Raw genomic sequence first — 26674 nt, forward strand, 5'->3', positions numbered from 1 at the left:
TCGGCGTTCTCGAGTGATGTCCTGAACACCGCCGCGATCACCGGGTCCCGGTGATCGCGGCGGCGTGCGTCGTGTCCCAGGGAGTTCAACCATGCGTGCAACAGCGAAGTCGATCATGTTAGGTGCCTGTGCGGCCTTGGTCCTCAGCCTGGCAACCGCCACCGGAGCCACCGCGGGCGCCGCCGTCTGCGGTGGCTCCCCGTGGCACGTCGGCGACGGGAGAACCGTGCGGTTTCAGTCGGCGGTCACCATCAGGTCCGGCCCTTCGACGGGCTGCACGGCGGTCGGTGTCATCGGGCCAGGTCACGTGGTGCGCCTGGACTGCTTCGTCCTGGGCGCGGGCGGCCGCTGGTCGCACATCTCGGACCTCGGCACCGGCGTGCAGGGGTGGGTCAGGGACGGCCAGGGCAATCCCGAGGCCGAGGTGCCCTGCTGACTGTTAGTTGCTGTCCGTCCCGTTTGCCGTTCTCGAAGCGAGCGCCGGCGCCGGGCCAGTCGCCGCGGTCGCCGACGGTGCGGTGCGGGGCCAGGTCCAGGCATACCGCACGATGAGGGCGAGAAGGATCAGTTCCAGTGCGATGGCAAGGCCGTAGAAGTACAGCCAGGACTCGCCCGCCGCGTTGAACGCCGTGACGGGGACGTAGAGCGAGGCGATGGTGAGGTTGGTGATGCGGTTCGCCTGGGCGGGCAGCGTCATCGACAGCACGACCATGAGGATCGGGATGGCCACGAGGGTCAGCGCCGTGGTCGAAAAGGTCTGGGAGAGGTCGAACTTGAAGACCTTGCCGTTGAGGATGTCTTGGATGACGCCGGGCGTGAAGAAGTTGAGAATGTCCACGTAGGCGTACAGGAACATGAAGCTTGTCCACGTTGCGGCGAGCTTGGCTCTCACCGGGATCCGCTGGTCTTCCAGTGTGGCGGGGTGACGTGTTCTCATCGTGGGCTCCGTTGTCGTGGTGAAGATCGGTGGGTTCACGATCGCTGAGCCCGGCGGCGGGCGCCCCGGCCCGGAGGCTGGGGTTCGCCTGGCCGATGGCACGGTCTCTGTCCTGTTCTTTCGGCTGGTACGCCGAGGCACGCCGATCCCTAGGCTGGAGCCGTGGTCACTGTCTGGCGCTCCATCTGGCGTGAGCCGCGGCCTGCTGATGCCCCGCCCATCGGCCGGCTCGACTGGCTGCTGGTGGGTGTGTTCGCGGCCGCCGCCTTGGTCGAGGGCATCGCTCGGCCGGGCTTGGCCTGGCAACCCCTGGTGACGGTGCTCGCCCTGGCGCTGGTGCCGGCTCTGCTCTGGCGGCGGGCCCGCCCCCTGGTGGCCGCCGTGGTCGGGTGGGGCGTCGCCGGGCTGCTCTCGGTCCTCCAGTTGACTGCGCACGCCGGGGACATCGGCCTCTACTCCACGATGGCCGTCCTGGTCCTGCTCTACTCCCTGGTGCGGTGGGGTTCGGGACGGGAGATGGTCGTGGGGACGGCGTTCGTGACAGGCGTCGTCGCGCTGGGGATGTACGCCTCCGCCGCGGGCTGGGCCGATGTTTTCGGCGGGAGCGTTCTCTTGCTGTTGTTCGTCGCCCTCGCGGCGGTGTTCCGCTACCGCGCGGACCTCTGGCATCGCCAGCAGCGTGAGATCCGCAATGAGGAGCGGGTGGCGCTGGCGCGAGAGTTGCACGACACGGTGGCCCACCACGTGTCGGCCATCGCGGTGCAGGCGCAGGCCGGTGGCGTGGTCGCCGGCATTCAGCCCGAGAAGGCTGTCGAGGTCTTGGCCGCGATCGAGTCTGAGGCGTCGCGGACTCTGGCGGAGATGAGATCCATGGTGCGAGTGCTGCGGGAGGAGGAAGCCGTCGCCTACTCACCGCAGCTGGGTGTGGCGGATCTGCCTGCTCTGGCGCGCGCCGGCGCGACGCCCACCGTCGAGGTCTCGTTGCGCGGTTCGTTGACTCGGCTGGCACGACCCGTGGACGCCGCGCTGTACCGGCTCGCGCAGGAGTCGCTGACCAACGCCGTGCGGCACGCCCGGAGCGCGACCCGCGTCGGGATCGACGTACGCCGGGAGGGCGACGCCGTCAGGCTGCGTGTCAGCGACGACGGACGGACCCAGCCGGGGCCGGCCCAGGAGCTCGGGTTCGGGCTGCTGGGCATGGCCGAACGCGCTCAGCTCCTCGGCGGATCGCTCTCCGCGGGGCCGGGGCCCGAGGGTGGCTGGGTGGTCGAGGCCGTGCTGCCGGTGGAGGCGTTGGGATGAACATCCGTGTTGTTGTGGCCGACGACCAGGACCTGGTCCGGACCGGGCTGGTGATGATCCTCGGCGCGCAACCCGACATCGAGGTCGTGGGGGAGGCGGCAGACGGGCTCGCGGCGCTCGACCTGGCGACCCGGCTGCGTCCCGATGTCCTCCTCGTCGACATCCGGATGCCCGGGCTCGACGGCGTGGAGGTGACGCGGCGCCTGGCCGGGCCGGACGTGAAGGACCCGATGGCGGTCGTCGTGATCACCACCTTCGACCTCGACGAGTACGTCCTCGGCGCCCTGCGCGCCGGAGCCCGCGGCTTCCTGCTCAAAGACGCCGGGCCGGCGCTCCTCGTGCAGGCCATCCACGCGGCGGCCAACGGGGACGCGCTGATCGCCCCCAACGTCACCCGCCGGCTGCTGGCGACCTTCGCCGACCAGGCGCCGGTGGTACCGGTCCAGCCCATCGACCCGCTCACCGAGCGCGAGGCGGAGGTGCTCGCGCTGGTGGCACGGGGCCGGACCAACGCCGAGATCGCCACCGAACTCTTCGTCGGCCTGAGCACGGTCAAGTACCACGTCGCATCGTTGATGACCAAGCTCGGCGCCCGCAACCGCGTGGAGATCGCGATGTGGGCGTACGACACCAGACGCGTGAGAGCCAATTAGCGGGTGCAGGTCGCAGCGAAGGCCCGTGGGTTCGGTAGCCCGCAGGACACCGGTGAACTCGAGGTGCCGGTAGGGACTACCGGCACCTCGAGGTGATCACTGGACGGTCAGAAGTGGAGCATGTACTGGAAGTCGGCCTGGGCGTTGCTCACGTGGACGTTCTTGCGGGTGCCGTAGGCGAGCGGGTTGTTCCAGTTGTATTCCTCGACGTCGAACGAGCCGTCGGAGTGGACCGCGTTGACGTAGGCGACGTGGCCGACCCTGTGGACGTCGTTGACGGCGATGGCGCCGACCTTCGGGGTCTTGTTGACTGTGACGCCGACTCGGCGGGCGGCGTCGTCCCAGGTGCCGGCGTTGCCCCAGGTGGTGCCGCCGTAGGAGTTGCTGAAGCTGGGGACGCCGAGCCTGCTGGCGATCCGGTAGGCCGCGAAGGCGGTGCAGTTGTCCTGGGCGAAGCCGCGGGGGCGGCCGTCGTAGTCGTTGGTGGGGCTTTCTGAACCGCCGCCGCCGCTGGTGAGGAACTTGTGGCTGGCGTTGTTGTTCTTCAGCGTGGCGTTGAGGTTGCCGGACGCGCCGGGTGCGAAGTCCTGGCTCGCGCCGCCGTAGTTGCTGTTGAAGTAGACCCGCACCGTGTGGCTGGTGCGGTTGCGCACTGAGGCCGCGTTGTTCTTCACACACACGCCTTTGCCGGCGCCGTCGCCCTTGAACTCGTAGCAGGACGGCTGGGTGGCGCCGTAATCGTCGATCGAGCCGGTGAAGTCGGAGATCGAGCCGGCCTGGTTGCTGTTGTAGTAGAGGCAGAACTCTCCGCTGTCGCAGTCGCCGTCGCGGCTCGCGGCGGAGGCGGGCGAGGCGGCGGCGAGCATGAGGGGCGCGACCAGGGCCAGTGCGGCCCCGGCGGCGGCGAGCATCGTGCGTGCGATTTTCACGGGTTTCCCTTTTCGTGAAGTGTGGTGGTGATCGGGGGCTGGGCTTGTGGTCACTGCGCGCGCTGGTAGTCCTCCCAGGTCTTGATGGGGACCTTGGGGCCGTCGTCGGGGTGGCGGTTGCCGAGGCCGTTGAGGCCGAGGTAGTAGTCACCGACCTGGTTCTGGGCCTGGGTGGCCTGGTCGGTGTCATTGATCGCTACTGCGTGGATGTGCCACGGCCACTGGCCCTGGGACGGGCTGCGGACCCAGGCGGCGAAGCCGACCTGGCGCAGTGCGCGGGCGACGGCGGTGCGGGTGTCGGCGGACATGCCGTCGACGTTGATGTCCACGACGCCGCCGCCGTCGTGGGTGCCGGCGGAGGTCGGGTCGCCGCCGGGGTTGTAGGAGCCCTGGTCCAGCTTGAGGTGACGGTTCAGCAGGCGTTCGGTCTCGGTGAGCATCGCCTGGGTGCGGGTGTTGACGACGTACCCGTCACGCTGGACCTTCGAGCCCGGCTTGATCACGCGGGAGACGGTGAACCGGCTCTGCCCGAGCGAGGCCAGCGAGCTCGCGCCGGGCAGCCCGTTCGCGGCCAGTCCGGTGTATCCGAGCGAACGCTGGTAGGCCGCGTACGCCTTGATGGTCGTGGTTCCGAAGTAGCCGTCGACCCACTGGGCGTCCAGCAGGTTGCGTGCCTGGAGTGCCCGCTCGACGGCCAGCACGGAGTCCTTCGCACCAGGGGTCAGCGTGTCGTCGGCGCGCCGGGGATCGATCTGGGCGGCCAGGACGGTGGCTTCCATGTTGACGACGGGCAGCGCGGCGGCGGTTTCGGCCGAGGCCTGTGGTGCGGCTGAAGCCTGGGTCGCGCTCAACGCCAGGCAGCCCAGGACAGCGAAGGTCGCCAGCGCCGTAATGGCACCCTGGGGCTTCATCTTCGTCTTCATGCGGTGTTTCTTTCCGTTCTGTCAAAGCCGGCCACGGCCTCGGTCAGCGCCGGGAATCGTGTGCGTGCGGCTTGTTGTGGAAGTGCGATTTCCACGGCCAGGGGTCAGCGGATCAGCCACACCGTTGGTCGGTGTGACCGTCGCTGATGCATGAGCCGTGGAGACGTGGCGGCTGTGCGGAGCGCCAGGTCAGCAGCGGAGGTCGGTCAAGTGCGTCCCTGAGGCGGACAGGGTGGAGGCCCGCGCGGTTCCTGCGGCGCCCACGAGGACAGGCACGGCGAGGGCCGCGACAGTGCTATTTGGACATGGTTGTTCCTTTTTGTTCTGGCAGTGGGGACAGCGCGAGCGCAGTGCCTTTGGACAAGGCTCGGACATGGCGCTGACAAAGCTCTGACACGTCGATGCGCAAGCGCTTGGCGGAGCTGGAGAAGGAGAAGAAGAAGGAGATTCTTCGCAAAGCGGCCGTCTGTTCGGCGCGTGAGATGGATCCCGCGTGGGGTGTTCCGACCGGCGTCACCGGACCGACGGGCTGGTCGCACGCGACCTGGCCTCAGACGTCGATGCCGTTTCCGCACAGGCCTTGCCGCGGCAGCGCGCACGACTCACGGATCGCCTGCGCGAGGCGCACTGTCAAGCCTTGAACATGCGCTGGGACCGGTGCACGCCGTCAGACCCGCAAGCCGAACCGATGACTCGCCTGCAGGCGGTGATGGCGTTGAGGGGTGGGCCGTTAGTGCGCGATGTCGGCGTCGAGGCGTTGTTCGAGGTGCTCCCACAGATACGTCTGGGTGAACCCCGGCTCCGACAGCCCAGCCTCACTCGCCTCCTGCTCGGTCAGCAGGCGCAGGTTCCCGGCCGCTGTCTCGGCCGCACCGTGCGGGCCGAGGTTCGGGCGGTCCTCTCGCGGCGGGTGGAAGATCTCCGGTTCATCGAACTCGGCGCGCAGATCGTCGTCGTGGCCGATGATCGGCCAGCGGCCGGACTGCACGGCTTCGTCGTCTGCGTCGACCGGCGACGGGGTGGGTGAGAGGAACTCCGCCACGCCCGAACCGGGGTGCGACGTGACAGATGGCATCGCCGACGGCGGGCCGGCGGGCGGTGAACCCGGCTGCCCGGCCGGCGGGGCGACGACCGGGCAGCCGTGGCGGCAGGTGGCACGGCCGGCGCCGGCAACACGACTTGGGCGTTCCCCGAGACCAGCCTGGACACCGCACTGTTGCCGGCCGCGCGTTGGAGTCGCAGCAGTGCCGCGGCGGCCGTTGTGGAGGGCTTCGCAGCCTTGGCGTCGGTTGCCTGTCCCGTATGCGGTTGACGATCGAGAGTTCTACCGTGGTCGTGGGTCATCGCGTTGCCTGGGACACCGCCAAAGGTGAACCGTGTCTTCACGCACCTGCTCCGTCACCCCCGCGATGGCTACGACCCGGAGCCTTCGTGACAAGCCTCGACCCGGCACGGTCATCGAGGCGAGGTCGGGAGTGGGGAGGCGTGGGCACGGTTCACTGCACGAACGGGCAGATGGCCTGAGCGCCCCACCTGGCGGCGTTTGGGTGATAGCGGCGGCAGTTCGACGTCTCGCGGCGATGTCCAATTTTTGTCATATTTCGAGTGCTGTGGGTGCGCTGCATCCGGTAACGCACAAACGTGAGCGTGCGACGTAGGCCGTGAACTGATTACGAAACCGCGAGCCGCCGCAGGGTGGTTTCTTCGCCGTGCCCGCCATCGGCAGCATTTGAGTGAGGGGTCTGCGATTCATGGTTGAGGCGATCACTGACGCGCATGTTTCCGCTGTCCTCCGGGTGTTCGTCCGCGGTTGCGAGGCGATGGTCCAGCGAATGCGGGAGGTGGGGGAGCCGGTCGACGTCGACGGGACCGGGGATGGTGGCCTGCTGCGGAAGGTGAAAGGCCAGCTGTCCCACACGAGGTTTCCGGGATCGGACGCGTGGGCGCGGATGGACGCGGATGATCGGCTGGACTGGTGGGTCGGCAGGGTTGGGCGGTTGACCGCCTTGGTGACGTCGTTCACCGGGCTCGCGGGTGCGGTCGGTGAACGGTTGCCGTTGCAGGACATGCTCGGCACGGCCGGACAGGGGCTTCTGTTGTGCGCCATAGCGTCTGAGCGCGGCATCGACGACGTCGGCACGAGGGTGAGGTTGCTGGGGGCGGTGCTGTTCCACCGCGACATCGATCCGGTCGTGGCAGCGGGCAGCGAGGAAGACGAGGTGGACGAGGAGATGGCGGCGCGGTTGGTGCCCGCTGCCGCCGCCGGGCAGGAACTGGAAACGGCCAAGGGCGAGAAGTTCGGGGTCAAGGTCGCCGCGAACCTGTTGTGGAGTCAGGGAAAGATGCTCACGGCCATCCGCGACGAGCTGGAGAAGCGGCCCAAGGGCGGTGCTCACAACAGAGCGCTGGGCAAGCTTCCTGTTGTCGGCATGGCGGGCACCTACCTCGGCGAGCGATCGGCGCTCAAGCGTTGTGCCAAGGACGCGGACAGGTGGATCGCGTCAGCTGCCGGTTGAGGGTGCCAGCCGCCGCTCGGCGTCAGTCGATCGTGCGCAGCAGTTCGCAGATCTCGGCCACGGCGTCGTGGGCGCCGTCGCCGTGAGCGCGGACGGTGACAGTGGTGCCGGCGGTGGCGCCGAGGCCCATGATGGCGAGGATCCCTGTCGCGTCGACAGTTCTGCCCTCGTGTGAGATCTCCACTTCGCAGCCCAGTTGCGCCGCCGTTCTGGCCAGTCTGCCTGCCGGGCGTGCGTGCAGGTGCGCGGGCAGCACCACGTCGATCTCGGCCGTGTCGCCGGTGTGCAGGGACGTGTCAGAGCTTGGTGGCATGGCGGGCCTCCTGTGCGGCGGTGGTGACGGTGGCGAGATCGGCGCCGCCGGCGGCTGTGACGGCGGCGGCGACGGCGCCCTCGACGAACGGGGCGTCCACCAGCACCACGTCGGTTTGGGGGTGGTCCTCCAGCACGGCGCGGGCGGTGATGACCGAGCTGCCCAGGTCGGGTATGACGATTACGCCGCTGCCCTGGTTTGCGTCCTTCACGGCCGCGGCGATCGCGTCGTAGCTGGTGCCGATCCGGCCGTCGGCGGTGCCTCCGGCGGCGATCACCGCGCCCGGCTGGACGCCGAGCTGGTCGAGCAACGCGCGCAGTCCGGATGCCAGCTCCGCGCTGTGCGAGACGAGTACGATCCCAACAGGTTGCATGAACGTGATGCTGTCATGCTGAATGGTGTTCAGCAATACTGAATCGAGGTTGTTGTGGTCCAGTCGGTGCAGCGGGCGGTGCAGATCCTGCGACTGCTGAGCGCGGGTGGCCCTCAGCTGGGTCTGGCCGAGTTGGCTGAGCGAGTGGGGGTCGCCAAGCCCACGGTGCACGCCCTGCTGCGCACGCTGGAGGCCGAAGGGCTGGTGACGCAGGACCGCCAGACCGGCAGGTACGTGCTGGGGCCCGGGGTGCTCACGCTCGGCAACGCGTTCCTGGAGACCCATGAGCTGCGGATGAGGTCGCTGACCTGGGCTGATCTACTGGCTGCCCGCGCCAACGAGGCTGTCTGGGTCGCCGTGCTGACCGGTGATCACGTGCTGGTCGTGCACCACGCGTTCCGGCCGGAGGGGGCGGTGCAGATCCTCGAAGTGGGGGCGAGCGTTCCGTGGCACACCTGTGCGCTGGGCAAGGCGATGGTGGCGTTCCTGCCCGAGGAGCGGCAGGCGGAGTTGCTCGCCGGGCCGCTGCCGCCGCTCACCGGCCGCAGCCTCTCCGATCCGGCTGTGCTGAACGAGCAGCTGGAGCGGGTGCGATCCGCCGGCTACGCGGTGGAGGACCAGGAGTCCACGCTCGGTGACGCGGGGATCGCCGGGCCGGTGTTCGACAGGTCGGGGCTGGCCGGCGCGATCGGGGTGGTCGGGCCGGTCGAGAGGCTGCTGGAGGACGGGCGGAACCAGGACCTGGCCGTCAAGGTGCGGGAAGTGGCTCGCCAGTTGTCCCGTGAGCTTGGAGCGGGCCGCGCTCCGCTCGCTCGCGCGCTCGCCTGACATCAGGCCTCTTGACAGTGACCTGGGCCACGCTTACCTTCCTCTCGTTCAGTAATAACGAACGCCGTTCAGCAAATCGGACTCTGGTTCCCCGCTGAGGAGGTGAGCGCCCGCATTGCCGCGGGCGTCCCACATGGCTGAAAACACATTCCCCCAGGCATTGATCGCCGAGGTTCTCGGCACCGCGACGCTGGTCTTCATCGGCGTCGGCTCCGTTCCCGCGACGCTGATCGTGGGCGGTGACGCCCCGTTCACCATGGCCCAGCTGGGCATGATCTCCCTGGCCTTCGCGTTCGCCGTCATCGCGATGGTCCACACGATCGGCCACGTCTCGGGCTGCCAGATCAACCCGGCCGTCACGCTCGCGCTGGCCGCGAGCGGGAGGATGCCGTGGCGGCAGGTACCCGGTTATCTCGCCGCACAACTCGCGGGCGCGACGCTGGGCGCCTTCGCCATCGTCGGCGTGCTCGGTCACAAGGCGGTCGACGTCGGACTGGGCATCGCGAACTACAGCGCCGAAGTCGGTCCGGGCCAGGCGTTCGTCGCAGAAGCGATCGGCACGTTCCTGCTCGTGCTGGTGGTGTTCGGCGCGATCGACAAGCGGGCGCCACAGGGTTTCGCGGGTGTGGCCATCGGACTGGCGGTGTTCGCGATCATCATCCCGATCGCCCCGGCCACCGGCGCCTCGATCAACCCCGCTCGCACGTTCGGGCCGATGCTCACCGGACAGCTGTTCGGCGGGACCGTCCACTGGGAACAGCTGCCCGTCTACCTGGCCGCCGAGATCGCGGGCGGGCTCGCCGCCGCGGCCGTCTACCACCTCATCGCCACCACGCGGCGCGTCGCCGAGCAGCCGGTGCCGGCGCCCGTCCAGGCCGAAGGAGTCCTGTCGTGAAGAAGCTCATCAACACACCCGAGTCCGTGCTGACCGACGCGCTGGCCGGCATCGCGGCCTTCCACCCCGAGCTCCGGGTGGACAGCGACAGCCGGATCATCGTGCGCGCCGACGCACCCAGAACGGGGAAGGTCGCGCTGGTGTCCGGCGGCGGCTCCGGCCACGAGCCGCTGCACGGCGGGTTCGTCGGCCCCGGCATGCTCGACGCCGCGGTTCCCGGCGAGGTCTTCACCTCCCCGGTGCCCGACCAGATCCTGGCCGCGGCCAAGGCCGTCGACGGTGGCGCGGGTGTGCTGTTCGTGGTCAAGAACTACACCGGCGACGTGATGAACTTCCAGCTCGCCGCCGAACTGGCGGCTGACGAGGGCCTCACCGTGCGCACCGTGCTGGTCGACGACGACGTGGCCGTGCAGGACTCCACCTGGACCGCGGGCAGGCGTGGCACCGGTGCGACGGTGTTCGTGGAGAAGATCGCCGGTGCGCTCGCCGACCGGGGTGCGGACCTGGACAAGGTCGCCGAGATGGCGGAGAAGGTCAACGCGGCGTCGCGGTCGTTCGCGATCGCGCTCACCGCCTGCACCACGCCGTCGGCCGGGCGCCCCGGGTTCGACCTGCCGGAGGACGAGATCGAGATCGGTGTGGGCATCCACGGCGAACCCGGCCGCAGCCGCGGAAAGCTCCAGCCCGCCAAGGAACTCGTCGGCCTCGCGATGGACGCGATCCTGGCCGACCAGCCGTTGAACGCGGGCGACAAGGCCATCGTGATGATCAACGGCCTCGGCGGCACACCGCTGATCGAACTCTACGTGGTGGCGTCCGAGGTCGCCGCGGTGCTCGCCGCGCAGGAGGTGCGCATCGGCGCGAGCCTGGTCGGCAACTACGTGACCAGCCTGGACATGGCGGGTGTGTCGATCACCGTCTGCCGGGCCGATGAGGAGATGCTCGACCTCTGGGCCGCGCCGGTGGCGACGGCGGGGCTGCGGTGGGGCAGTTGATGACGCACCATCACCTCACCGGGCACGATGGCGGCATCGCCGTCCGAGTCGAGGAGGACACGGTGGACACGGTGGACACAGCTACGGCCAGTGCGTGGATCCGGGCCGTCGCGGCGGCTGTCGAGGAGCATCGCGACCAGCTCACCCAGCTCGACGCCGCGATCGGCGACGCGGACCACGGCGCCAACATGTCCCGCGGCTTCACCGCCGTTGTCGCCGCGCTCGAGGACTTCGAGCCGGTCACGGTCGGCGATGTCCTGGTCAAGACCGGCAGCACGCTCATGTCCACTGTGGGCGGTGCGTCAGGTCCGTTGTACGGCACGGCATTCCGTGCCGCGGGCAAGGCGCTGACCGGACCGACGGCGTCGCCGGAGCAGCTCGTCGCTGCCCTGCACGCCGCCACGGCCGCCGTCACCCAGCTCGGGGCCGCCACTCTCGGTGACAAGACCATGCTCGACGCGCTGGCGCCGGCGGTCACGGCGCTCGAGGAGGCCGTCTTCCACGGCGCGGATCTGAGTGCGGCGGCCGCGGACGCCGCGACGGCGGCCGAGGACGGTGCGCACTCCACCATCCCGTTGCAGGCCCGCAAAGGACGGGCGTCCTACCTCGGTCCGCGCAGCATCGGTCACCAGGATCCGGGGGCGGCGTCCACCGCGTTGATCTTCACCGCGCTGGCCGGGGTGGTGGCCGCCACGTGAGCCAGCTGCGTTTCACCGGGCGCGCGGCCAGCCCCGGCACCGCGGTCGGCGTGCTGCACCGCACCGACCGACCGCTTCCCACCGCGTTGCCCTGGAACGGCATCGGCAATCCCGCCACCCAGATCACCGAGGCGTTCCAGGGCGTCGCCGCCGACCTGCTGTCCACATCGGAGCGACTGCGTGCGGACGACCGCGCGGAGGACGCCGACATCCTCGAGGTCATCAGCTATCTGGCGATGGACACCGATCTGCGGGCACTGGCCGTCCGGCACGCCGAGAGCAGCCTGCCGCTCGCACTGGCCGTGCAGCGGGCGGTGGATCATCACGCCGAGGCGCTGGCGGCGTTACCCGATCCGACGCTCGCCGAACGCGCGGCCGACGTCCGTCAGGTCGGCAAACGCGTGATCGCCCGGTTGCACGGTCATGATCACGGCCTGGACGCGGAGGGCCCGGTGGTGCTGATGGCCGGCGAGATCGGCGCGGCCGACCTGCTCGAGCGGGTCGGCACGGTGGCCGCGGCGGTCTCCGTCACTGGCGGGTTCAACTCCCACGCCGCGATCGTGGCGCGCTCGCTGGGCATCCCGTTGCTCGTCGGCGTCGACCCGAGGGTGCTCGACCACTCCGACGGCGCACCCGTCGCCGTCGACGGCGTGTACGGCAAGATCGTCATCAACCCGACCCCCGCCGAGCAGACCGCCGCGGGCGAGGCGATGCGCGCCGCCCGGCAACGCCGGGAAGCCCTTGCCGAGGAACGGCATCTGCCCGCGCAGACACGGGACGGTCACACGGTCACCTTGCGCGCCAACATAGCCACCACCGTCGAGGCGCGCGCCGCGATCACCGCCAACGCCGATGGCGTCGGCCTGCTGCGCACCGAACTCCCGTTCCTCGACGCCGTCGAGTGGCCCAGCGAGGCGCAGCACAGCAGCGTTCTGCGGCCCGTGCTGCGGGCGCTGGCCGGCCGTCCGGTCACCGTGCGGACCCTCGACTACGCCGACGACAAGCTGCCGCCGTTCCTGTCCAGGGGCGGAACCGGACGATTGGGCAGGGGCCTGCCGCTCATGCTCGCCGATCCCGACGCGTTCGCGCGCCAGTTCCGGGCCATCCTCGCGACTGCGGACGGCGGAGACGTCCGCGTCATGATCCCGATGGTGGCGACTCCGGGTGAGCTGGACGCGTGCCGCCACATCCTCAACCGCGTCGCACACGATCTCGGCGTCGTGCCGCCACCGCTGGGCGCGATGATCGAACTCCCCGAAGCCGTCGCCGCGGCCGACGACATCGCCGCCCGCGCCGACTTCCTGTCCATCGGCAGCAACGACCTCACCGGTCAGATCCTCGGCCTGGATCGGCGCGATCCCGCGCTGACACCGCAACTCGCCGCACACCCGGCCGTGTTGCGCGCCATCGCCGACACCATTGCCGCAGCACACCGCCACCATCAACGTGTGTCCGTCTGTGGCGACGCCGCCGCGCACCCGCTCGTCGTGCCGCTGCTGGTCGGTCTCGACTGCGACGTGTTGTCGGCGGGGCCGGCCCACCTCGACCAGGTGCGCGCCATCATCCGTCGCCTCGACCACACGACGTGCGCCAACATCGCGCACCATGCCCTCACCCTCACCACTGCCGAACAGGTCTGGGATGCCGTCCGCGAACACTGCAGCCCGCGACTTCCCTGACCACACACAGAACTGGGTCTTGGCAACTCACCGCCCGATGGACTGGATGTGCCCTCCCAGGCCGCGGTAGGGAGGCCAGCCTGGGTCGCCGGTCCTGGCGAAGGCGACCCACGCGCGGTGCGTGCCGGCGGCGAGCTCGGTCGGTGGGTCCACGTCGCCGAGCAACGCGTCGCGCCCGCGTAGCGCGGGCAATGAGACGTGGTCGAAGACGAACGGCAGCTCCACGACGTGGATCGCGCCCAACTGCCCGTCGAGCGCGCTGGAACGCCAGCCGAACTCGTAGCGGTAGGTGCGGCCTGGCGCGGCCGTCGCATGTGCTGCGGCGAGCAGTGCGGTGCCGGTGCCGAACAGGCCGTCGCCCAACAGGATCGAGCGCAGCTCTGCCGCGCCGGCATCCGGAAACCGTTGCCGGTAGGCGTGTACGGCTGCGGTGGGGTCGGGGTGGAATCGTGCGGCCGTGTCGTGGACGTCGGCGTCGGTGCTGCCCGCGAGCAGTCCGAGTGGTGCCAGGTAAAGGTTTCCCTCGTCCAGGTTCGTCCCGGTCAGCAGGTCGGCCCGGCAGCCGGCGATCGCGGCGGCCGGGTGGCGTTCGCTGATCACGCCGAACCTCGTGATACCGCCGAGGGGGTCGTGGTTCGTGGAGGTGCGGAGGTCTAGTTCGTTGAGGCGGGGGAGGATTTCCAGGAAGCGTTCGTCGGGAACGTCGGTGAGGTTCGCCGCCGTGGGTTCGAGGCCGAGTGCGTGGCCGACCGCTGTGGTGACGATGGTCGCTTGTTCCGGGGTGAACGCCGCGGTGCCGCTTCCACTTTGGACGATGGCCCGCTGGAAGAGTCCTTGTGCGGACGGGTCGGCGAGGATGCCTGCGACGATGATCGCTCCGGCGGACTGGCCGAACAGCGTGACGTTGCCCGCGTCGCCGCCGAAGCCGCTGATGTTGTCCTGGACCCATTGCAGGGCCGCGAGCACGTCGAGCAGGCCGCGGTTGTCCGGTGCGTCGGGCAGGTGCAGGAAGCCGGGGACGCCCAGGCGGTAGTTGACGGTGACCAGGACTACGCCGTCGCGGAGGAACGCCGATCCGTCGTAGAGCGGTGCGTGGCTGGAGCCGGCGACGAAGCCACCACCGTGCACGAAGACCATCACCGGGTGGGGGCGTCCGTCGCGTCGCGGGGCCCACACGTTGACCGTGAGGTAGTCCTCACCGCGTCGCCAGCCGGGGCCGAAGTAGGGCGACATGTCGAGTGTGCCGAACTGGTCCCGGACGGGCTGGGGCGCGGTGGGGCCCGGCTGGGTCGCGTCGCGGATCTCGGTCCATCCGGGATGAGGTTGTGGTGCTGTGAAGCGCGCGGCCCCGACCGGAGGTGCCGCGTAGGGGACCGAGAGGAAGACCGTGCCGTGGTCGTGCCGGTGTCCGCGGATCTGGCCGGACGTGGTGGTGGCGACGGTCGCGTCTGTCGGTGGCATCGGATTTCCTCGCTGTGGTGCGGAAATCCGGGGTCGCCGAGCCGGTGACGACCCCGGACCTTGTTGTCAGTACCGGGAGAACGGTGCCCAGTTCTTGATCGCGAAGCCGTCACCGCGGTGCTCGACCTCCAGTGCGCTGTGGCCGCTGAAGTGAGCGGGCAGCACCAGGGCAGTGGTGTCCGCGGCCCAGCCGAGCAGCCTGCGCCGGGTCGCGCGGGACTGGACCGGGTCCACGCAGAAGCAGCTGTTGTGGTCGGGATGCGTGACCTGGAGCGGGGTGTGCATCAGGTCGCCCGCGAACAGCGCATTGTCGTTGCCGGAGCTCAGGACGACGACACTGGAGCCGGGGGTGTGGCCGGGCGCGGACTCCAGCCGCAGGTTGGTGTCGATCAGGTGGCTGCCCTCCCACAGCTGAACCTGGCCCGCCGCGTGGACGGGAGTGACGCTGTCCTCGAAGACGTTCTCGTTGACGCCCCCGGCCATGCCGGAGTTGGTGGCCGGGTTGAAGAACTCGAAGTCGGCCTTGGGCATCAGGTAGGTGGCGTTGGGGAACGTGGGCACCCATGCGCCGTCGACCAGCCGCGTGTTCCAGCCGACGTGGTCGACGTGCAGGTGGGTGTTGACCACGAGGTCGACGTCCTCCGGCCGGACGCCGGCGCGTTCGAGGTTGCCGAGGTAGTCCAGTTCCAGGTGGTCCCACGCGTCGACGGCAGGACGGGACTTGCCGTTGCCCACACCGGTGTCGATGAGGATCGTCCTGCCCTCGCTGCGCAGCAACCAGGTCTGCATCGCCACTTTGACCAGATCGTTCTGGTCGTCCAGGTGGTCGGGCACCAGCGTCGCGTGGTGCTCCTGCCAGGCGGGCGCGGGCAGATCGGGGAAGAACTGGGCGGCCGGCATGATCGGGCCGTGCGTCTCCTCGACCCTGGTGATCGTGACGTCGCCGAGTTTGATCTCGTTCATTCGTTGCACCTCAACGGTTTCGGGCATGCGGCAGCGCCACACCCCGCAGATGTGTTGGATCGGGAATCAGGAGATGTCGGCCGGGACCGGCGGCGTTGCCGTGGCCTGGTCGAGCAGGGCCAGGGTGGTGTGCGACGGCGAGTCCGGTGCCGCGGTCGCGACGACGATGTTCGGACCCTGCCCGGTGTTCAGGGTCTGCTGGGTGACGACCAGCGGACCCACCAGCGGATGCCTCATCTCGTAGACGGCGGTCGCGCACGCCCTGACGCGGTGGTCGGCCCACATCGTGGCGAACTCCGGGCTCTTCGCGCTCAGTTGCCCGACCAGTTCGTGCAGCGCGGTGTCGTCCGGGTGTTGCCCCGCCATCAGGCGCAGGTTCCCCACCACTGCTTTGGCTTTGCTCGGCCAGTCCGCGTACAGCTCACGGGTGTGGGCGTCGAGGAACACCAGCCGGGCCATGTTGGGGCGGGGCGCCGACCGCACGGCGTCGAAGTTCAGGTGCCCGGCGAACAACGCGTGCCCCAGCCGGTTCCACGCCAGCACGTCGCTGCGGCGGCCGAGCACGATCGCCGGAACGCCGGCCAGCGCGTCGAGCAGCTGGCCCGTCGCCTCCGACACGCGTTCGGGAGCGGGCCGGCGTGCCCGCCGGGCCTTGGCGGGCCTGGCCAGAGCGTGCAGGTGCTGCCGTTCGGCCTCGTCCAGCCGCAGGGCCGTGGCGAGAGCGTCCAGCACCTCGGGCGAGGCGCTCTCCGAATGCCCCTGCTCGAGCCGCGTGTAGTAGGAGCTGCTGACGCCGGCCAGCCGCGCCAGCTCCTCCCGCCGCAGACCCGGCACCCGGCGCCGCTCACCGTAGGTCGCGACGTCGACGTCCTCGGGACGCAGCTGCGAACGCCGCGTCTTGAGGAAGGCCCCCAACCGGGCAGTTTCGCTCATGGAACCGAGTATGGGCGCGGCCTGAACGGCGTGCCTCTCCCAGCCAGGGATACCCAACGCCGGGAGTGGCACCCGATCGAACCGGACGATGAACTGGGTGCCGCTGGAACACTCTTCGAACAAAGGAATTCCATGAAAGCGGCAGAGTTCACCTTCACCCGCCGGGCGTGGATCGACGCCGTTCCGGAAGACGTCTACCGACTCGTCAGCGACGTGTCGGCGATCAGCCGGTGGAGCCCCAACGCTAGCGAGGTCGCTTATGACGACGGTGCGGGGCCTGAGGTCGGCGCGTGGTTCAGCGGGCGCAACCGCAGGGACGGCAAGGAATGGGTCACCCGCTCGCAGGTCGTGAAAGCCGAACCTGGCGCGGCGTTCGCGTTCGTGGTCGGGGGAGCGGACGACGGCATCGTCGAATGGAGCTGGACCTTCCAGGCCAGCGGCCGCGGCACCGTGGCCGAGCAGTCCTGGCGGCTGCTGCGCCTGGACCCGGTGCTCGGCAGCACGCGTGCCGAGGTCGCCGCGTTGCGCGACTACATGGCGGCGAGTGCGGAAAGCACGCTCGCATCGCTCGCGGAATGGGTTGCGAATAATCGGCTGGAGGTCAGGTCGTCTCGGGAAGGGCGGTAGCAGCGCGATGTGCCTGGTGACCAGGGCGTCGGGGAATTGCTGTGCCGTCGGCACGACGACCGCCGGTCCGCGGGGTCACGACGTCGTGTGGGCGGAGACTTCCCTCGATCCGCGCGTTGTCCTCGCACAGCGCCTTCGAGTACGCCCAGTCCCGCCCCACGAGTCGACACCGGTCACGGTGCCGTCCGCTGACACCTTCGCGAGCTTGACGACCGCGCGGATACAGGTGCGATAGCGCGGCTGGCGCCCTGGCGAGTCTTCCTCGGCTCCGGTGCCCGGGCCTTCCCCCGACATCCGGCGATCGTAGGGCCGGGCTCGTCAACCGCACAGGGTCTGGTGGGCGGCTCTGGCGGCGAGGATGGGCAGGAAGTTCTGGAACTTGGCTTCGTGGGACAGGCGGTCGTAGGCCTCGGACACCGCTTGCCTGACCGTCCGGTAGTCCGCCTTGCCGTCGCACAGTCGTGTGGCTTCCTCGGCGGCGAGGTCGAGTTGGGCTTCGATCTCGGCGTGGAGGTCGTGTGGGTCGCGAACCTTGTGTCCGTTGAGGGTTGGGGTCATGGCTCCTCCCGGCTGATCCTCTCCGGCTGACCATTCGGGTAGAGGTTGCCCTCTGCCTGAATTGCCCAAACGGACGGCCGCGCGTCGGGCTAGCGCTGCTGGCCTCTTGCCGCGAAGTTCATCTTCAGGTACGCGTGCGTTCATCCGGAGCGGAAACTCAGCGGCGTATGGAAGTCCTTGTTGTGGTCGTGGTGGTGACGGCGTTGGCGTTCGACTTCACCAACGGGTTTCACGACACCGCTAATGCGATGGCCACGTCGATCGCGACCGGTGCGTTGTCGCCGCGTGTCGCTGTGGCGGTGTCGGGTGTGCTGAACCTGGTCGGTGCGTTCCTGTCGATCGAGGTCGCGCGCACGATCGCCAGCGGGCTGGTCGACGAGAGCCGGATCGGGCCCGCGGTCGTGTTCGGCGGGCTCGTCGGGGCGGTGGTGTGGAACTTGGCGACGTGGCTGCTGGGCTTGCCTTCCAGTTCGTCGCACGCGTTGTTCGGGGGCTTGATCGGGGCGACGTGGGTGGCGGCGGGGTCGGACGCGGTCAGGTTCGGTGCCGTGGTCGAGAAGGTGCTGGTGCCCGCTGTCGCGTCGCCGCTGATCGCCGGAGTGGTCGCGGGCGTGGGGACCTATCTCGCTTACACGATCACGCGCAGGGCGAAGGCGGCCACACGCGGGTTTCGGTACGGGCAGATCGCCTCGGCGTCCTTGGTGTCGCTGGCGCACGGCACGAACGACGCTCAGAAGACGAGGAGACCAAGCGCCGCACCGGTCCCTGCACCCCGCTGTGGGCCGGGCTGACGGTGATCTTCCTGACCAGCGCGCTGACGGCGTTCCTGCTGCCCCGGTCGACCGGCCGGCGAACCTCTCCTGCGTGGGAGACTCGCTGACCCTCAGCGGTTCCGCGGCGTTCGCCTCGACCGCCGCCAAACCTCGCCGGCGCCTGCGAAACGTTGTGCCCAGGCGCGGTGATCAGGCTGAGCACCCGAGGCAGCGTCGCCGTGCGCCGACCCGAAGGTCGCGGGCCTCTGCAGCGGCTGAGTCCTTCGGCGACGGTCGTGCTGGTCGCGAGGTCCAAGCAGGACAGAGCCCGGCCGGATGGATCATCCGGCCGGGCTCTGGTGTCGTTCGTGCTCACCGCTGTCGAATCAGCGGGCGGCAGTAGGACTAGGCGGGGACGATGTTCTCCGCCTGCGGGCCCTTCTGGCCCTGCGTGATGTCGAAGGAGACCTTCTGGCCCTCCTGGAGCTCACGGAAGCCCTGAGCGGCGATGTTCGAGTAGTGGGCGAAGACGTCGGCGCCGCCACCGTCCTGCTCGATGAAGCCGAAGCCCTTTTCGGCGTTGAACCACTTGACGGTTCCGGTGGCCATGGTGCACTCCAAGCATAAATGTGGCACCCGCACCGTGCGGGAGCCGGATGGTCCGTCATGGCCGAAGGCACTGAACAGCAAAACGCCCGTGACCTGCGATCACGGGCGAACGGCACTTCGAAGCCATGACAGATTCCATCATGCTACACCCGCGGATCTTGGCGGCCGGCACCGACCCGGCTCTGCGGGCTCGTGGGCCGGTTGCGGACGCGACCACCGCCGGTCAGTTCTCCGCCGGAGCCGGGGTGTACCAGGCCCACAGGAACGTGGTGATGACGAGCAGGCCGAGGATGATCAGCGGGGCGTCGGCGAGGAAGTGGCCGCGCGCGGCGCCGAGCACGCCCGCCGGAATCGGCACGAGCCACACGGCCAGCGGCGGGTGCGGTGAGTTGGCCCAGCGGGGATGCGGCCTGGGGTGCTGCATCGTGTAGACGATGCCCCAGCGCGACTTGGCACGGAGCCTTCCCGCGGGCCAGATGCGGACGTGCGGCTCTGGTTCTACCACCGCCCGCGCGCCGAGTCCGTCCTTCAGTCGCGCTGTCACCGTCTGGCCGGGGGTGAGGCGTTCGAGTGCGGGATGCCAGTAGACGCGCTGCCACTGCGCTCCCGGGACCACGCGGGGCACGTCCGGCAGTTCGGCCAGCGCCTCCGGGTCCAGCGGGGTTTCGGGCGGCGCGAGCAGCAGTGCCATGCTCTTCTTCGCGCCCAGGTTGTCGCTGTGGCCCCGGACCACCACCACTTGCACGGGTTCGGAACGTCCGGCTGCGGCCGACCGGTTCAGCCAGCCGCGCGTGGCCCAGGCGAGCAGCACCAGGAACACCACCGCGCCGATCACCGTTGTGGGCCACCAGTTTTCCCACCCCGTGGCCTCCTCGGCGTTGCGCGCGCCGGCTTCCGCCGACACGACCTTCTCGCGGTCCAAGGCCGGCAGGTACGGTCCCCTCTCCTTCGGGTTGCCTTCGTCCGGGTCGTAGCGGAGGCGGAACGGACGTCCTGGCGCCCAGTGGTCGGGCTCGTCCAGCTCGAACCACGTCGTCTGCTCGTGGCCCTCCTGGTCGTCCCACACGACAAGGGCCTTCTCGTCGGGAGGCCGGTACCCGTCGACCACCTTGCCCTCGACCTCGACAGTCGCACGCGTGTGCACCGCGTTGGTCGCCATGGTCTGGATCAACCCGATTCCCGCGACCAGACCGAGCGCGGCGACCGCGGTGAGGACCGAGAACCGCACAACATTCCAGGTGAAGCGCCCAGAACTCGCCATCACGACCCCTCCGCCATCCCGTGGCGACCTCGTATCGGACAAGCCGTACACGACGCGACGCGGGCTGACCACCCGTTGATCGTGATTGCCTGTTTTTGCCAAGTGGTTCGGGACGCGAGCAGCCCGCCCGATCCTGGGGTCGCACCGAAGTAGTGCGGCAGCGGTCAGCGTCGCTAGCGTGCCGGGAGTATGAGACGGTTCGTTTTGGTGCTGCTGATGCTGGCCGGGACGGTCGCGGCGACGGCGCCGCTGCAGGCACAGGCCTCCCGGCCCAACATCATCTTCTTTCTGGTCGACGACCTGTCGTCGGACTTGTTGAAGTACATGGACAACACGAGGTCGCTGGCGGACGGCGGGACGCGGTTCGCCAACTACTTCGTGTCGAACTCGCTGTGTTGTCCCTCGCGTGCCTCGATGTTCACCGGCGAGCACCCGCACAACACCGGGGTGCTGACGAACGAGGGTGCCGACAACGGTGGGTATCCGGCGTTCGAGCGGCATGAGGGTCGTACGTACGCGCCCGCGTTGCACCAGCAGAACTACCGCACCGGGTACATGGGCAAGTACATCAACGAGTATCCGGTCGGTGAGAACTTCAAGGTGCCGGTCGGGTGGGACGAGTGGCACGTCGTCGGAGGATCCGGCTACGCCGAGCGCGACTACGGCATCACCGACTACGTGCGCGAGACGGGCGTCAGGCGGCTCGTGCGGGACACGGACACTTATCTGACCGACCGGCTGGCGCGTACGGCAGAGGACTTCATCGACCGGTCGCGGGCGCAGGCGCCGAACCGGCCGTTCTTCTTGCAGGTGGCGACGTTCGCGCCGCACCAGCGCGTGCCGTTCCAGCCCGGTCAGGGTGAGCCGCGGTTTCCTCCTGCGCCTCGTGACCGGCCGGGAGGCGAGTTCCCCCAGGGCGACTGCGGTGGACCGGGTTGTCTGAGCATCGACGTGGCACGGGAGCTGCCGACGTTCGACGAGGACACCTCGGACAAGCCGGGCTGGGTGAGGCGCGAGCCGTTGGGCGACAACGTGGTCGACGAGTTGCGGACCGACTTCCGCAACCGCGTTCGCATGGTGCAGTCGGTCGACGACATGGTCGGGCGGGTGCTGGCCAAGCTCACGCCGGCGGAACGGGACGAGACGTTCATCGTCTTCGCCTCGGACAACGGGTTTCACCTCGGTCAGCACCGGCTGGTCCGCGGCAAGGGCACGGCGTACGACCACGACGTCAACGTGCCGCTCCTGGTCAAGCGGCCAGGACGGGCGGGCGGCGGCAACGTTGTGCGCGAAGAGATCGCGCAGAACGTCGACCTGTTCGCCACGTTCCTGGACATGGCCGGGGCCGCGCCGGCTGACCGCGACGGGCGGAGCCTGCTGCCGTTGATCCGCAACCAGGACCAGCCGAACTGGCGCAACGCCGCGCTCGTCGAGCATCGCAGGCCGCAGGGGACCGAGGCGGATCCCGACTTCGACGACCTCGCCGCGGCCACGCCGTCGTACCAGGCGGTCCGCACCGCGAACGATCTGTACGTCGAGTACTCGAACGGGGAGAAGGAGTACTACGACCTCAAGGCAGATCCGTTGCAGCAGAACAACAAGCCGAACAACCCGCGGGCGGGGCAGCTGGCCGGTCCGCTGCGGGAGCTGGCCGGATGCCGGCAGAACTGCTGGGCCGCGGCCCACGTGCGGGGAGGCTGAGTTGAGGCTGCACAACGCACTCGCGGTCGCGCTGGTGGCGATGGTCGCCAGCGCGCCCGGCAGCGCGGCGGCCACTGCCGAGCTGACCGTGTTCACGGGGGAGAACGAGGGGGCGGTGCCCGGCGCGTTTCTCGGTGTCAACCACCGCTACACGTTCGACGGCTACGGCACGTGGGATTCGGTGAACGACCGGCCCGCACCCGACGCGCTGGAGAAGGCCCGGTCGATGGGCGTGAAGGTGCTGCGCTGGCCGGGCGGAACGGTCGCCAACACGACGCAGTGGAAGGGCACGATCGGCGCCGACCGTCGTTGCCAGCGCGACGGGCGGATCGAGCTCGGTGACCCGGGCGACCCCGCGGACGACGTGCTTGCCGCGAGGCTGCCGTCGTACGGGCTCGACGAGCACATGCGGTTCACCGAGGCGCTCGGTGCGCAGGCGCAGATCATGGTTCCGATGGCGATCGGCACCGCTGCGGACGCCGCCGACCTCGTGGAGTACCTGAACACGCCGGCCGGTGACGGCGTCAACCCCAACGGTGGCGTGGACTGGGCCGAGCTCCGGCCCGCCGGTCACCGACAGCCCTACGGGGTTACGCGGTGGGAGCTCGGCAACGAGAACTTCCACCCCAACCAGCGCTACTGGATGTCGCAGAACGAGAACGAGGCGCTCGAACAGTACATCCGCGGCGGCTCCCGGCGGATCGACGGCGAGAAGCTGGGCAAGCTGTCCACGCCCGGCGGGGCGTGCGGTGGCAGCACCGCGGACGTGCCCAGCGACGGCACCGCGAACCAGGTGTTCGACCTCAACTACCCGACCGCGCGGCCCGGCGACTTCGAGCTGCGCGTCGGCGGCGAGGTGTGGCAACGCGTGGAGACACTGGGCGGTCCGCAGGCCAGGCAGTACGTGCTCGACGAGTTTCGCGGCTCGGTGACGTTCGGCGACGGCCGGCGGGGCATGATCCCGCCGAGGGGCCAGGCGGTCGTGGCGTCCTACACGTCCGTCCACAAAGGATATGTGGAGTTCCGCGAGGCGATGCGGTCCGTCGATCCGGGTCTCGAGGTGTGCGCCTCGTGGGGCGAGCCCGCGTTCGTGCCGAAGTTCGAGGCCTTGAAGGGCAACGGGATTCCGCCGGGCAGCGTGTACGACTGCCTCACCACGCACCCGTACACGCACTTCCGGGGCAGCAACACCGCGGACTGGGACTCGAAGGTGGAGAGCCACGACTGGCACTTGCTGGGCGCTCTGAACGAACGCCGGAAGTTCGTTGCCCTGCGTGACGCGGTCCGGCGGAACGCCTCGGGCAACCCTTACCTGGCGATCTCCGAGTTCGGTGCGTTGTGGGGACCGGACGGCGGCGGGGTGTATCCCGAGTACACCTACTCGATGACGCACGCGCTCTACATGGCGAGCCAGTGGATCGACTGGCTGGAGCTGGGGGTGCCGTGGGCCGAGGGCAACGACCTGAGCTCCGACGGGATGTACACGGTGCTCGGCCGTGGACATGTGTACTCCGCCGAGGCGTGGGCCCGGGAGGCCGTGCGGCCGATGTTCGACGCCGGTGGCGTGCGGGTGCGGCAGACGCTTTCCGGCAACCCGCAGCGCAACCCCGACGACGCCGAGATGTGCGACGGGCAGGGGACGCCGCAGGACCGGTGCCGGGACGGCTACGGCAAGCTCGCCGTGACCGCCACGCGGGCACCGGACGGCACCGTGCACGTGCTGGTGGTGAACCGTTCTCCCGTGGCGGGCGACTCGGTCGACGCCAGGGTGGTGCTGCGGGGGTTCGCCGGCAACGGACGCGCGAGCGTGCGCACGGTGGCGCCGGAGAGGTTCTCCTCGGCCAACACGAGGCAGAACCCCAACGCGGTGGGCATGTCCGAGTCCTGCCGCTCCGTCGGCTCCGACGCGTTCACCACGAGTGTGCCGGCGCATTCGGTGATCCTGTTCACCCTGCCGCCGCAGGGTCGTGCTGGATGTAGTGGGGCGTAAGGGAAACTCTGGGGTCGCACCGAGATGGGCGGGAGCCTCGAGCGTGAATAGCTTGGGTGACATGACAATCACGCGAAGGTTCCTCACCGTTCTCGGTGCGGCCACGGCAATCTCGTTGGTGGCGACGCTGGACGCCAGCGCCGCCGTCCCGTTCGGCAGGGTGATCGACGGCAAGGCGACCTACTACGACGACGCGGGACTCGGCGCGTGCGGCCAGAACATCGATGCGAGCACCGAGATTCTGGTCGCGGTGTCGCCGGTCTACTGGACCGCGCCGAACCCCAACAACGACCGGTTGTGCCGCAACGTCTTCGTCGAGGTGACGCACGACGGCAAGAAGGTGCGCGCCAGGGTCAAGGACAAGTGCATGGGCTGCGACCGCGACCACGTCGACCTGAGTCTGCCGGCGTTCCGCAAGCTGGCCAACCCCGCTCAGGGCGTCATCGACGTCAAGTGGAAGTTCGTCCGCGGCTGATCGGATGTCCCGGAAGGCCGGCGCCTTCCGGGACACACCGCTGAAGCGTTGATCAGGGCGGCGTGACGCCGAGCCGGAGAATCACCCGGCTCAGCTCACGCCGCCCTTTCACGCGCAGCTTGCGGTAGACCTGGGACAGGTGCAGCTCCACGGTTCTGGTGGTCACGCCCACCTCGGCGGCCACCTCGCGGTTGCTCATGGCACACGCCAGCAGGGCCGTTCTCGACTCCTGCGGCGTGAGCAGGCTCAGCCGGTCCAGCCGTTCGCCGAGCTCGCGGGTGCGCTCGATCCACAGTGGACAGCCGAGCTGCCGTGCGATGGCCTGCGTGGCCGCGCAGGTTCGGGCGGCTTCGGCGTGGCTGCCCCTGGTGGCCAGCGCCTGCGCGAGGTTGTGCCGGGCGGGGAGCAGGCTGGTGGCCGACGTGCTGAGCAGCTGAACCGCTGCGGTGAGGTGGTCGACGGCGCGGGCGGGGTCGCCGGTCAGTGCCACCGCGTGCAAGGCGCGGCCCACCGCGGGTGGCGCGCCCCAGCGGCGGGCGGCCACCAGTTCGGCCTCGGCCAGCGATCGTGCCACCACGGGCCTGCCCGCGTCGTGGGCGCTCAGAGCGGCGGCGGAGCGCCAGGGGAGTACCGCGGGGTTGGTGATGCCGCCCGCCTCGGCTGCCCGCCCCGCGGCCGTGAAGTCCGCGTACGCGCGGTCGTGATGGCCCTGTTCCTGGTTGAAGCGGCCCCTGGCGAAGAGGTGCTCGGCGGACTCGTCGGGACGGAGAAGCACTTCCAGTGCCTCGTCGTGCAGGCCGGCATCTATCAACGCGGATGCGTGTGACGCGTCCGTGGGGTGTTGTGGTGGCTCGGCCGGCTCTCCGGCGTGGTCCAGCACGAGCAAGCAGTGGTGCGTGTCGCATGCCGAGGGATTCGACGCCAGGACGTCCCTGGCAAGCGCGATGACGGTGACGCGGTCCGTGCCCTGGTTGGTCAGCTGAACCGCGCGCACGGTGCGTTCATCGAGCACGCAGCGCTCCGGAGAGGTCTTTGCGGCCGCTGACGCCGAGCTTTCGGTACACATTGGACAGATGAGCCTCGACGGTGTGGACGGTCAGGAACAGGCGTTGTGCGATGGCACGGTTGCTGAGCCCCGCTTCGGCGAGCCCGGCGACCAGGTCCTCCTGCCTGGTCAACGCCTGTGCGGGCGCCGGGGCCAGCTGTGCCAGCGCTTCGGTGGCCTGCCGCAGTTGCGCGGGGTTCCCGGTGCGGGTGGCGGAGGTGTGCGCCGAGGCGTACTCGCCGCGTGCCGCGCGGGTGTCGCCGCGGGCAGCCAGCCTGCGGCCCAGTTCGAGCCGGGTGGCGGCCAGTTCGTGCTGTGCGCCCGCCGCGGCCAGCAGGTCGGCGGCGTCGGTGAGCAGCGCCGTTCCGTCGTCTCCGCGCACCCGTCCGAGCGTGGACAGGGCGGTGCCGACGACGCGTGGTTCACCCCAGCGCCGGGCGGCGGCCAGTTCCGCCGCGGCGAGTTGCTGGGCGAGCTCCACGCGTTGCGCGGCGTGTGCCGCGAGCGCCGCCTTCCCGCGCCACGGCACGATTGCCGTGCTCGTCACGTCCATGGCGAGGAAGTCCTGCCCACACACGAGATAGTCGATGTATGCGGCCAACGGGTGGCCCTTCGCGAGATGCACCGCCGCTCGGGCGGTGAGCAGCATCGGGCGCATCGCCGACGGCCGACACAGCTCGTGGTTGAAGTCGTTGGCCAGCAAGGTTTTCTCGGCCTCGTCCACGTCGCCCGCGTCGACCAGCACCTCGATCAGCAACGCGGCGGACAGCAGCCGCAGGGAACTCCTGGCCGGCGGTGTGTCCGCCAGCACGACGCGCGCCGTCGCCAGGTCGCCGGACAGCCGGGCGATCTGACCGCGGACCTGCGCGTGCATGGTGCGGCGGCGGCGTTCGTCGGCGAGGTCGGGGTTCACATCGTCCAGCAAGCGCTCCGCGTGTGCGCCCGCGGTCACCAGGTCGCCGGCGGCGATGAGACCGACCATGGCGCGCCAGACGCAGACCGGGTCGTCGCGGCACGAACGGGCGTCCAGCGCGGCCTGGGCGAGACGCGCGGCCTCCGGGAAGTTCGCACCGCGGAACGTCTGGTGGATGGCCATCGCGGCGAGACAGCCGGTCCGGCCGCTATCCGGGCGAGACATCGTGCGCATGCTGAGGTCCCCCAAGTCAGCACTCGGCGCCTGCGGACCGGCGGACTTTCGACGCCGGTGGGCAGGGCGGTGAGATCCGGCACCGGCACGCATCGCCTGGGCAGTCGCACT

The 26674-nt window shown here is 69.6% G+C and carries 27 protein-coding genes and 1 pseudogene; 14 read left to right on the forward strand and 14 right to left on the reverse strand.

Features of this window, described 5'->3' with window-relative positions:
- Positions 1–91 precede the first annotated feature (91 nt).
- A complete protein-coding gene (locus ABZ345_RS17860) occupies positions 92–436 on the forward strand; it encodes an SH3 domain-containing protein (protein ID WP_359849281.1) in 345 nt (114 codons plus the stop codon).
- A gap of 3 nt (positions 437–439) precedes the next feature.
- On the opposite strand, the gene ABZ345_RS17865 is transcribed toward ABZ345_RS17860, so the two are convergent.
- Positions 440–937, reverse strand: coding sequence for a DUF6326 family protein (locus ABZ345_RS17865; RefSeq protein ID WP_359849284.1), 498 nt, complete (start codon positions 935–937; stop codon positions 440–442).
- Positions 938–1099: 162 nt separating this feature from the next.
- On the opposite strand from ABZ345_RS17865, the gene ABZ345_RS17870 reads away from it, so the two are divergent.
- Together ABZ345_RS17870 and ABZ345_RS17875 are read left to right on the forward strand one after the other, a co-directional pair.
- Positions 1100–2239 carry a sensor histidine kinase gene (locus ABZ345_RS17870; protein WP_359849287.1) on the forward strand — a complete coding sequence of 380 codons (1140 nt, stop codon included), beginning with the start codon at positions 1100–1102 and terminating at the stop codon, positions 2237–2239.
- Positions 2236–2892 carry a response regulator transcription factor gene (locus ABZ345_RS17875; RefSeq protein ID WP_359849289.1) on the forward strand — a complete coding sequence of 219 codons (657 nt, stop codon included), beginning with the start codon at positions 2236–2238 and terminating at the stop codon, positions 2890–2892. The genes ABZ345_RS17870 and ABZ345_RS17875 overlap by 4 nt, the downstream gene beginning before the upstream one ends.
- A gap of 107 nt (positions 2893–2999) precedes the next feature.
- On the opposite strand, the gene ABZ345_RS17880 is transcribed toward ABZ345_RS17875, so the two are convergent.
- The 3 genes from ABZ345_RS17880 to ABZ345_RS17890 form a co-directional block, all read right to left on the reverse strand.
- Entirely contained in the window at positions 3000–3821 is an 822-nt protein-coding gene (locus tag ABZ345_RS17880; protein ID WP_359849292.1) for a CHAP domain-containing protein, read from the reverse strand.
- A gap of 50 nt (positions 3822–3871) precedes the next feature.
- Positions 3872–4744, reverse strand: coding sequence for a peptidoglycan-binding protein (locus ABZ345_RS17885; RefSeq protein ID WP_359849295.1), 873 nt, complete (start codon positions 4742–4744; stop codon positions 3872–3874).
- Positions 4745–5474: 730 nt separating this feature from the next.
- Positions 5475–5786, reverse strand: coding sequence for a hypothetical protein (locus tag ABZ345_RS17890; protein WP_359849298.1), 312 nt, complete (start codon positions 5784–5786; stop codon positions 5475–5477).
- A 790-nt stretch (positions 5787–6576) separates the two neighbouring features.
- On the opposite strand from ABZ345_RS17890, the gene ABZ345_RS17895 reads away from it, so the two are divergent.
- Positions 6577–7260: a hypothetical protein gene (locus tag ABZ345_RS17895; RefSeq protein ID WP_359849301.1), complete on the forward strand. Its 684-nt coding sequence runs from the start codon at positions 6577–6579 to the stop codon at positions 7258–7260.
- A gap of 22 nt (positions 7261–7282) precedes the next feature.
- On the opposite strand, the gene ABZ345_RS17900 is transcribed toward ABZ345_RS17895, so the two are convergent.
- On the reverse strand, positions 7283–7573 hold the full coding sequence (locus ABZ345_RS17900; protein WP_359849303.1) for an HPr family phosphocarrier protein: 291 nt from the start codon (positions 7571–7573) through the stop codon (positions 7283–7285).
- The gene (gene dhaM / locus ABZ345_RS17905; protein WP_359849306.1) at positions 7557–7946 is read right to left on the reverse strand and encodes a dihydroxyacetone kinase phosphoryl donor subunit DhaM; all 390 of its coding nucleotides are present in this window, start codon (positions 7944–7946) and stop codon (positions 7557–7559) included. Before dhaM ends, ABZ345_RS17900 begins: the two co-directional genes overlap by 17 nt.
- A 54-nt stretch (positions 7947–8000) precedes the next feature.
- On the opposite strand from dhaM, the gene ABZ345_RS17910 reads away from it, so the two are divergent.
- The 5 genes from ABZ345_RS17910 to ABZ345_RS17930 all read left to right on the forward strand — a co-directional run bounded on the left by ABZ345_RS17910 (position 8001) and on the right by ABZ345_RS17930 (position 13041).
- Positions 8001–8774, forward strand: a complete 774-nt coding sequence (locus tag ABZ345_RS17910; RefSeq protein ID WP_359849309.1) for an IclR family transcriptional regulator — start codon at positions 8001–8003, stop codon at positions 8772–8774.
- Between the two features lie 133 nt (positions 8775–8907).
- Entirely contained in the window at positions 8908–9669 is a 762-nt protein-coding gene (locus ABZ345_RS17915) for an aquaporin (protein ID WP_359849312.1), read from the forward strand.
- Positions 9666–10664 (forward strand): dihydroxyacetone kinase subunit DhaK, encoded by a 999-nt coding sequence (dhaK, locus tag ABZ345_RS17920; RefSeq protein WP_359849315.1) that lies wholly within the window; start codon positions 9666–9668, stop codon positions 10662–10664. Before ABZ345_RS17915 ends, dhaK begins: the two co-directional genes overlap by 4 nt.
- On the forward strand, positions 10664–11362 hold the full coding sequence (gene dhaL / locus ABZ345_RS17925) for a dihydroxyacetone kinase subunit DhaL (RefSeq protein WP_359849318.1): 699 nt from the start codon (positions 10664–10666) through the stop codon (positions 11360–11362). The genes dhaK and dhaL overlap by 1 nt, the downstream gene beginning before the upstream one ends.
- Positions 11359–13041, forward strand: coding sequence for a putative PEP-binding protein (locus tag ABZ345_RS17930; protein WP_359849319.1), 1683 nt, complete (start codon positions 11359–11361; stop codon positions 13039–13041). The genes dhaL and ABZ345_RS17930 overlap by 4 nt, the downstream gene beginning before the upstream one ends.
- A 27-nt stretch (positions 13042–13068) precedes the next feature.
- Here ABZ345_RS17930 and ABZ345_RS17935 read toward each other — a convergent pair whose 3' ends face one another.
- From ABZ345_RS17935 to ABZ345_RS17945, 3 genes are all read right to left on the reverse strand, one after another.
- Positions 13069–14502 (reverse strand): carboxylesterase family protein, encoded by a 1434-nt coding sequence (locus ABZ345_RS17935; protein ID WP_359849322.1) that lies wholly within the window; start codon positions 14500–14502, stop codon positions 13069–13071.
- 66 nt (positions 14503–14568) lie between these two features.
- Positions 14569–15465 (reverse strand): MBL fold metallo-hydrolase, encoded by an 897-nt coding sequence (locus tag ABZ345_RS17940; protein WP_359849324.1) that lies wholly within the window; start codon positions 15463–15465, stop codon positions 14569–14571.
- Positions 15466–15531: 66 nt separating this feature from the next.
- A complete protein-coding gene (locus tag ABZ345_RS17945) occupies positions 15532–16398 on the reverse strand; it encodes a helix-turn-helix transcriptional regulator (RefSeq protein ID WP_359849327.1) in 867 nt (288 codons plus the stop codon).
- A gap of 132 nt (positions 16399–16530) precedes the next feature.
- On the opposite strand from ABZ345_RS17945, the gene ABZ345_RS17950 reads away from it, so the two are divergent.
- Positions 16531–17025 carry an SRPBCC family protein gene (locus ABZ345_RS17950; protein ID WP_359849330.1) on the forward strand — a complete coding sequence of 165 codons (495 nt, stop codon included), beginning with the start codon at positions 16531–16533 and terminating at the stop codon, positions 17023–17025.
- Positions 17026–17343: 318 nt separating this feature from the next.
- Here the strand turns inward: ABZ345_RS17950 and ABZ345_RS17955 are convergent, their stop codons facing one another.
- A complete protein-coding gene (locus ABZ345_RS17955) occupies positions 17344–17583 on the reverse strand; it encodes a three-helix bundle dimerization domain-containing protein (protein ID WP_359849332.1) in 240 nt (79 codons plus the stop codon).
- A 167-nt stretch (positions 17584–17750) separates the two neighbouring features.
- Here ABZ345_RS17955 and ABZ345_RS17960 point away from each other — a divergent pair.
- Positions 17751–18323, forward strand: a pseudogene (locus tag ABZ345_RS17960) (inorganic phosphate transporter); the annotation flags it as partial.
- A gap of 417 nt (positions 18324–18740) precedes the next feature.
- On the opposite strand, the gene ABZ345_RS17965 reads toward ABZ345_RS17960, so the two are convergent.
- The gene (locus ABZ345_RS17965) at positions 18741–18944 is read right to left on the reverse strand and encodes a cold-shock protein (protein WP_030475722.1); all 204 of its coding nucleotides are present in this window, start codon (positions 18942–18944) and stop codon (positions 18741–18743) included.
- Between the two features lie 223 nt (positions 18945–19167).
- A complete protein-coding gene (locus tag ABZ345_RS17970) occupies positions 19168–20205 on the reverse strand; it encodes a hypothetical protein (protein ID WP_359849336.1) in 1038 nt (345 codons plus the stop codon).
- 189 nt (positions 20206–20394) lie between these two features.
- Between ABZ345_RS17970 and ABZ345_RS17975 the strand changes: the two genes are divergently transcribed.
- The 3 genes from ABZ345_RS17975 (at position 20395) to ABZ345_RS17985 (ending at position 24371) form a co-directional block, all read left to right on the forward strand.
- Positions 20395–21906 (forward strand): sulfatase, encoded by a 1512-nt coding sequence (locus ABZ345_RS17975; RefSeq protein ID WP_359849339.1) that lies wholly within the window; start codon positions 20395–20397, stop codon positions 21904–21906.
- A gap of 1 nt (position 21907) precedes the next feature.
- A complete protein-coding gene (locus ABZ345_RS17980; protein WP_359849342.1) occupies positions 21908–23896 on the forward strand; it encodes a hypothetical protein in 1989 nt (662 codons plus the stop codon).
- Between the two features lie 61 nt (positions 23897–23957).
- Positions 23958–24371 carry a cysteine/serine endopeptidase inhibitor gene (locus ABZ345_RS17985; protein WP_359849345.1) on the forward strand — a complete coding sequence of 138 codons (414 nt, stop codon included), beginning with the start codon at positions 23958–23960 and terminating at the stop codon, positions 24369–24371.
- 52 nt (positions 24372–24423) lie between these two features.
- On the opposite strand, the gene ABZ345_RS17990 is transcribed toward ABZ345_RS17985, so the two are convergent.
- Together ABZ345_RS17990 and ABZ345_RS17995 are read right to left on the reverse strand one after the other, a co-directional pair.
- Positions 24424–25383: a LuxR C-terminal-related transcriptional regulator gene (locus tag ABZ345_RS17990; RefSeq protein WP_359849348.1), complete on the reverse strand. Its 960-nt coding sequence runs from the start codon at positions 25381–25383 to the stop codon at positions 24424–24426.
- The gene (locus tag ABZ345_RS17995) at positions 25373–26554 is read right to left on the reverse strand and encodes a helix-turn-helix transcriptional regulator (protein ID WP_359849351.1); all 1182 of its coding nucleotides are present in this window, start codon (positions 26552–26554) and stop codon (positions 25373–25375) included. Before ABZ345_RS17995 ends, ABZ345_RS17990 begins: the two co-directional genes overlap by 11 nt.
- Positions 26555–26674: the final 120 nt, after the last annotated feature.

It is taken from the genome of Lentzea sp. NPDC005914 (assembly GCF_040629405.1).
GTDB lineage: Bacteria > Actinomycetota > Actinomycetes > Mycobacteriales > Pseudonocardiaceae > Lentzea.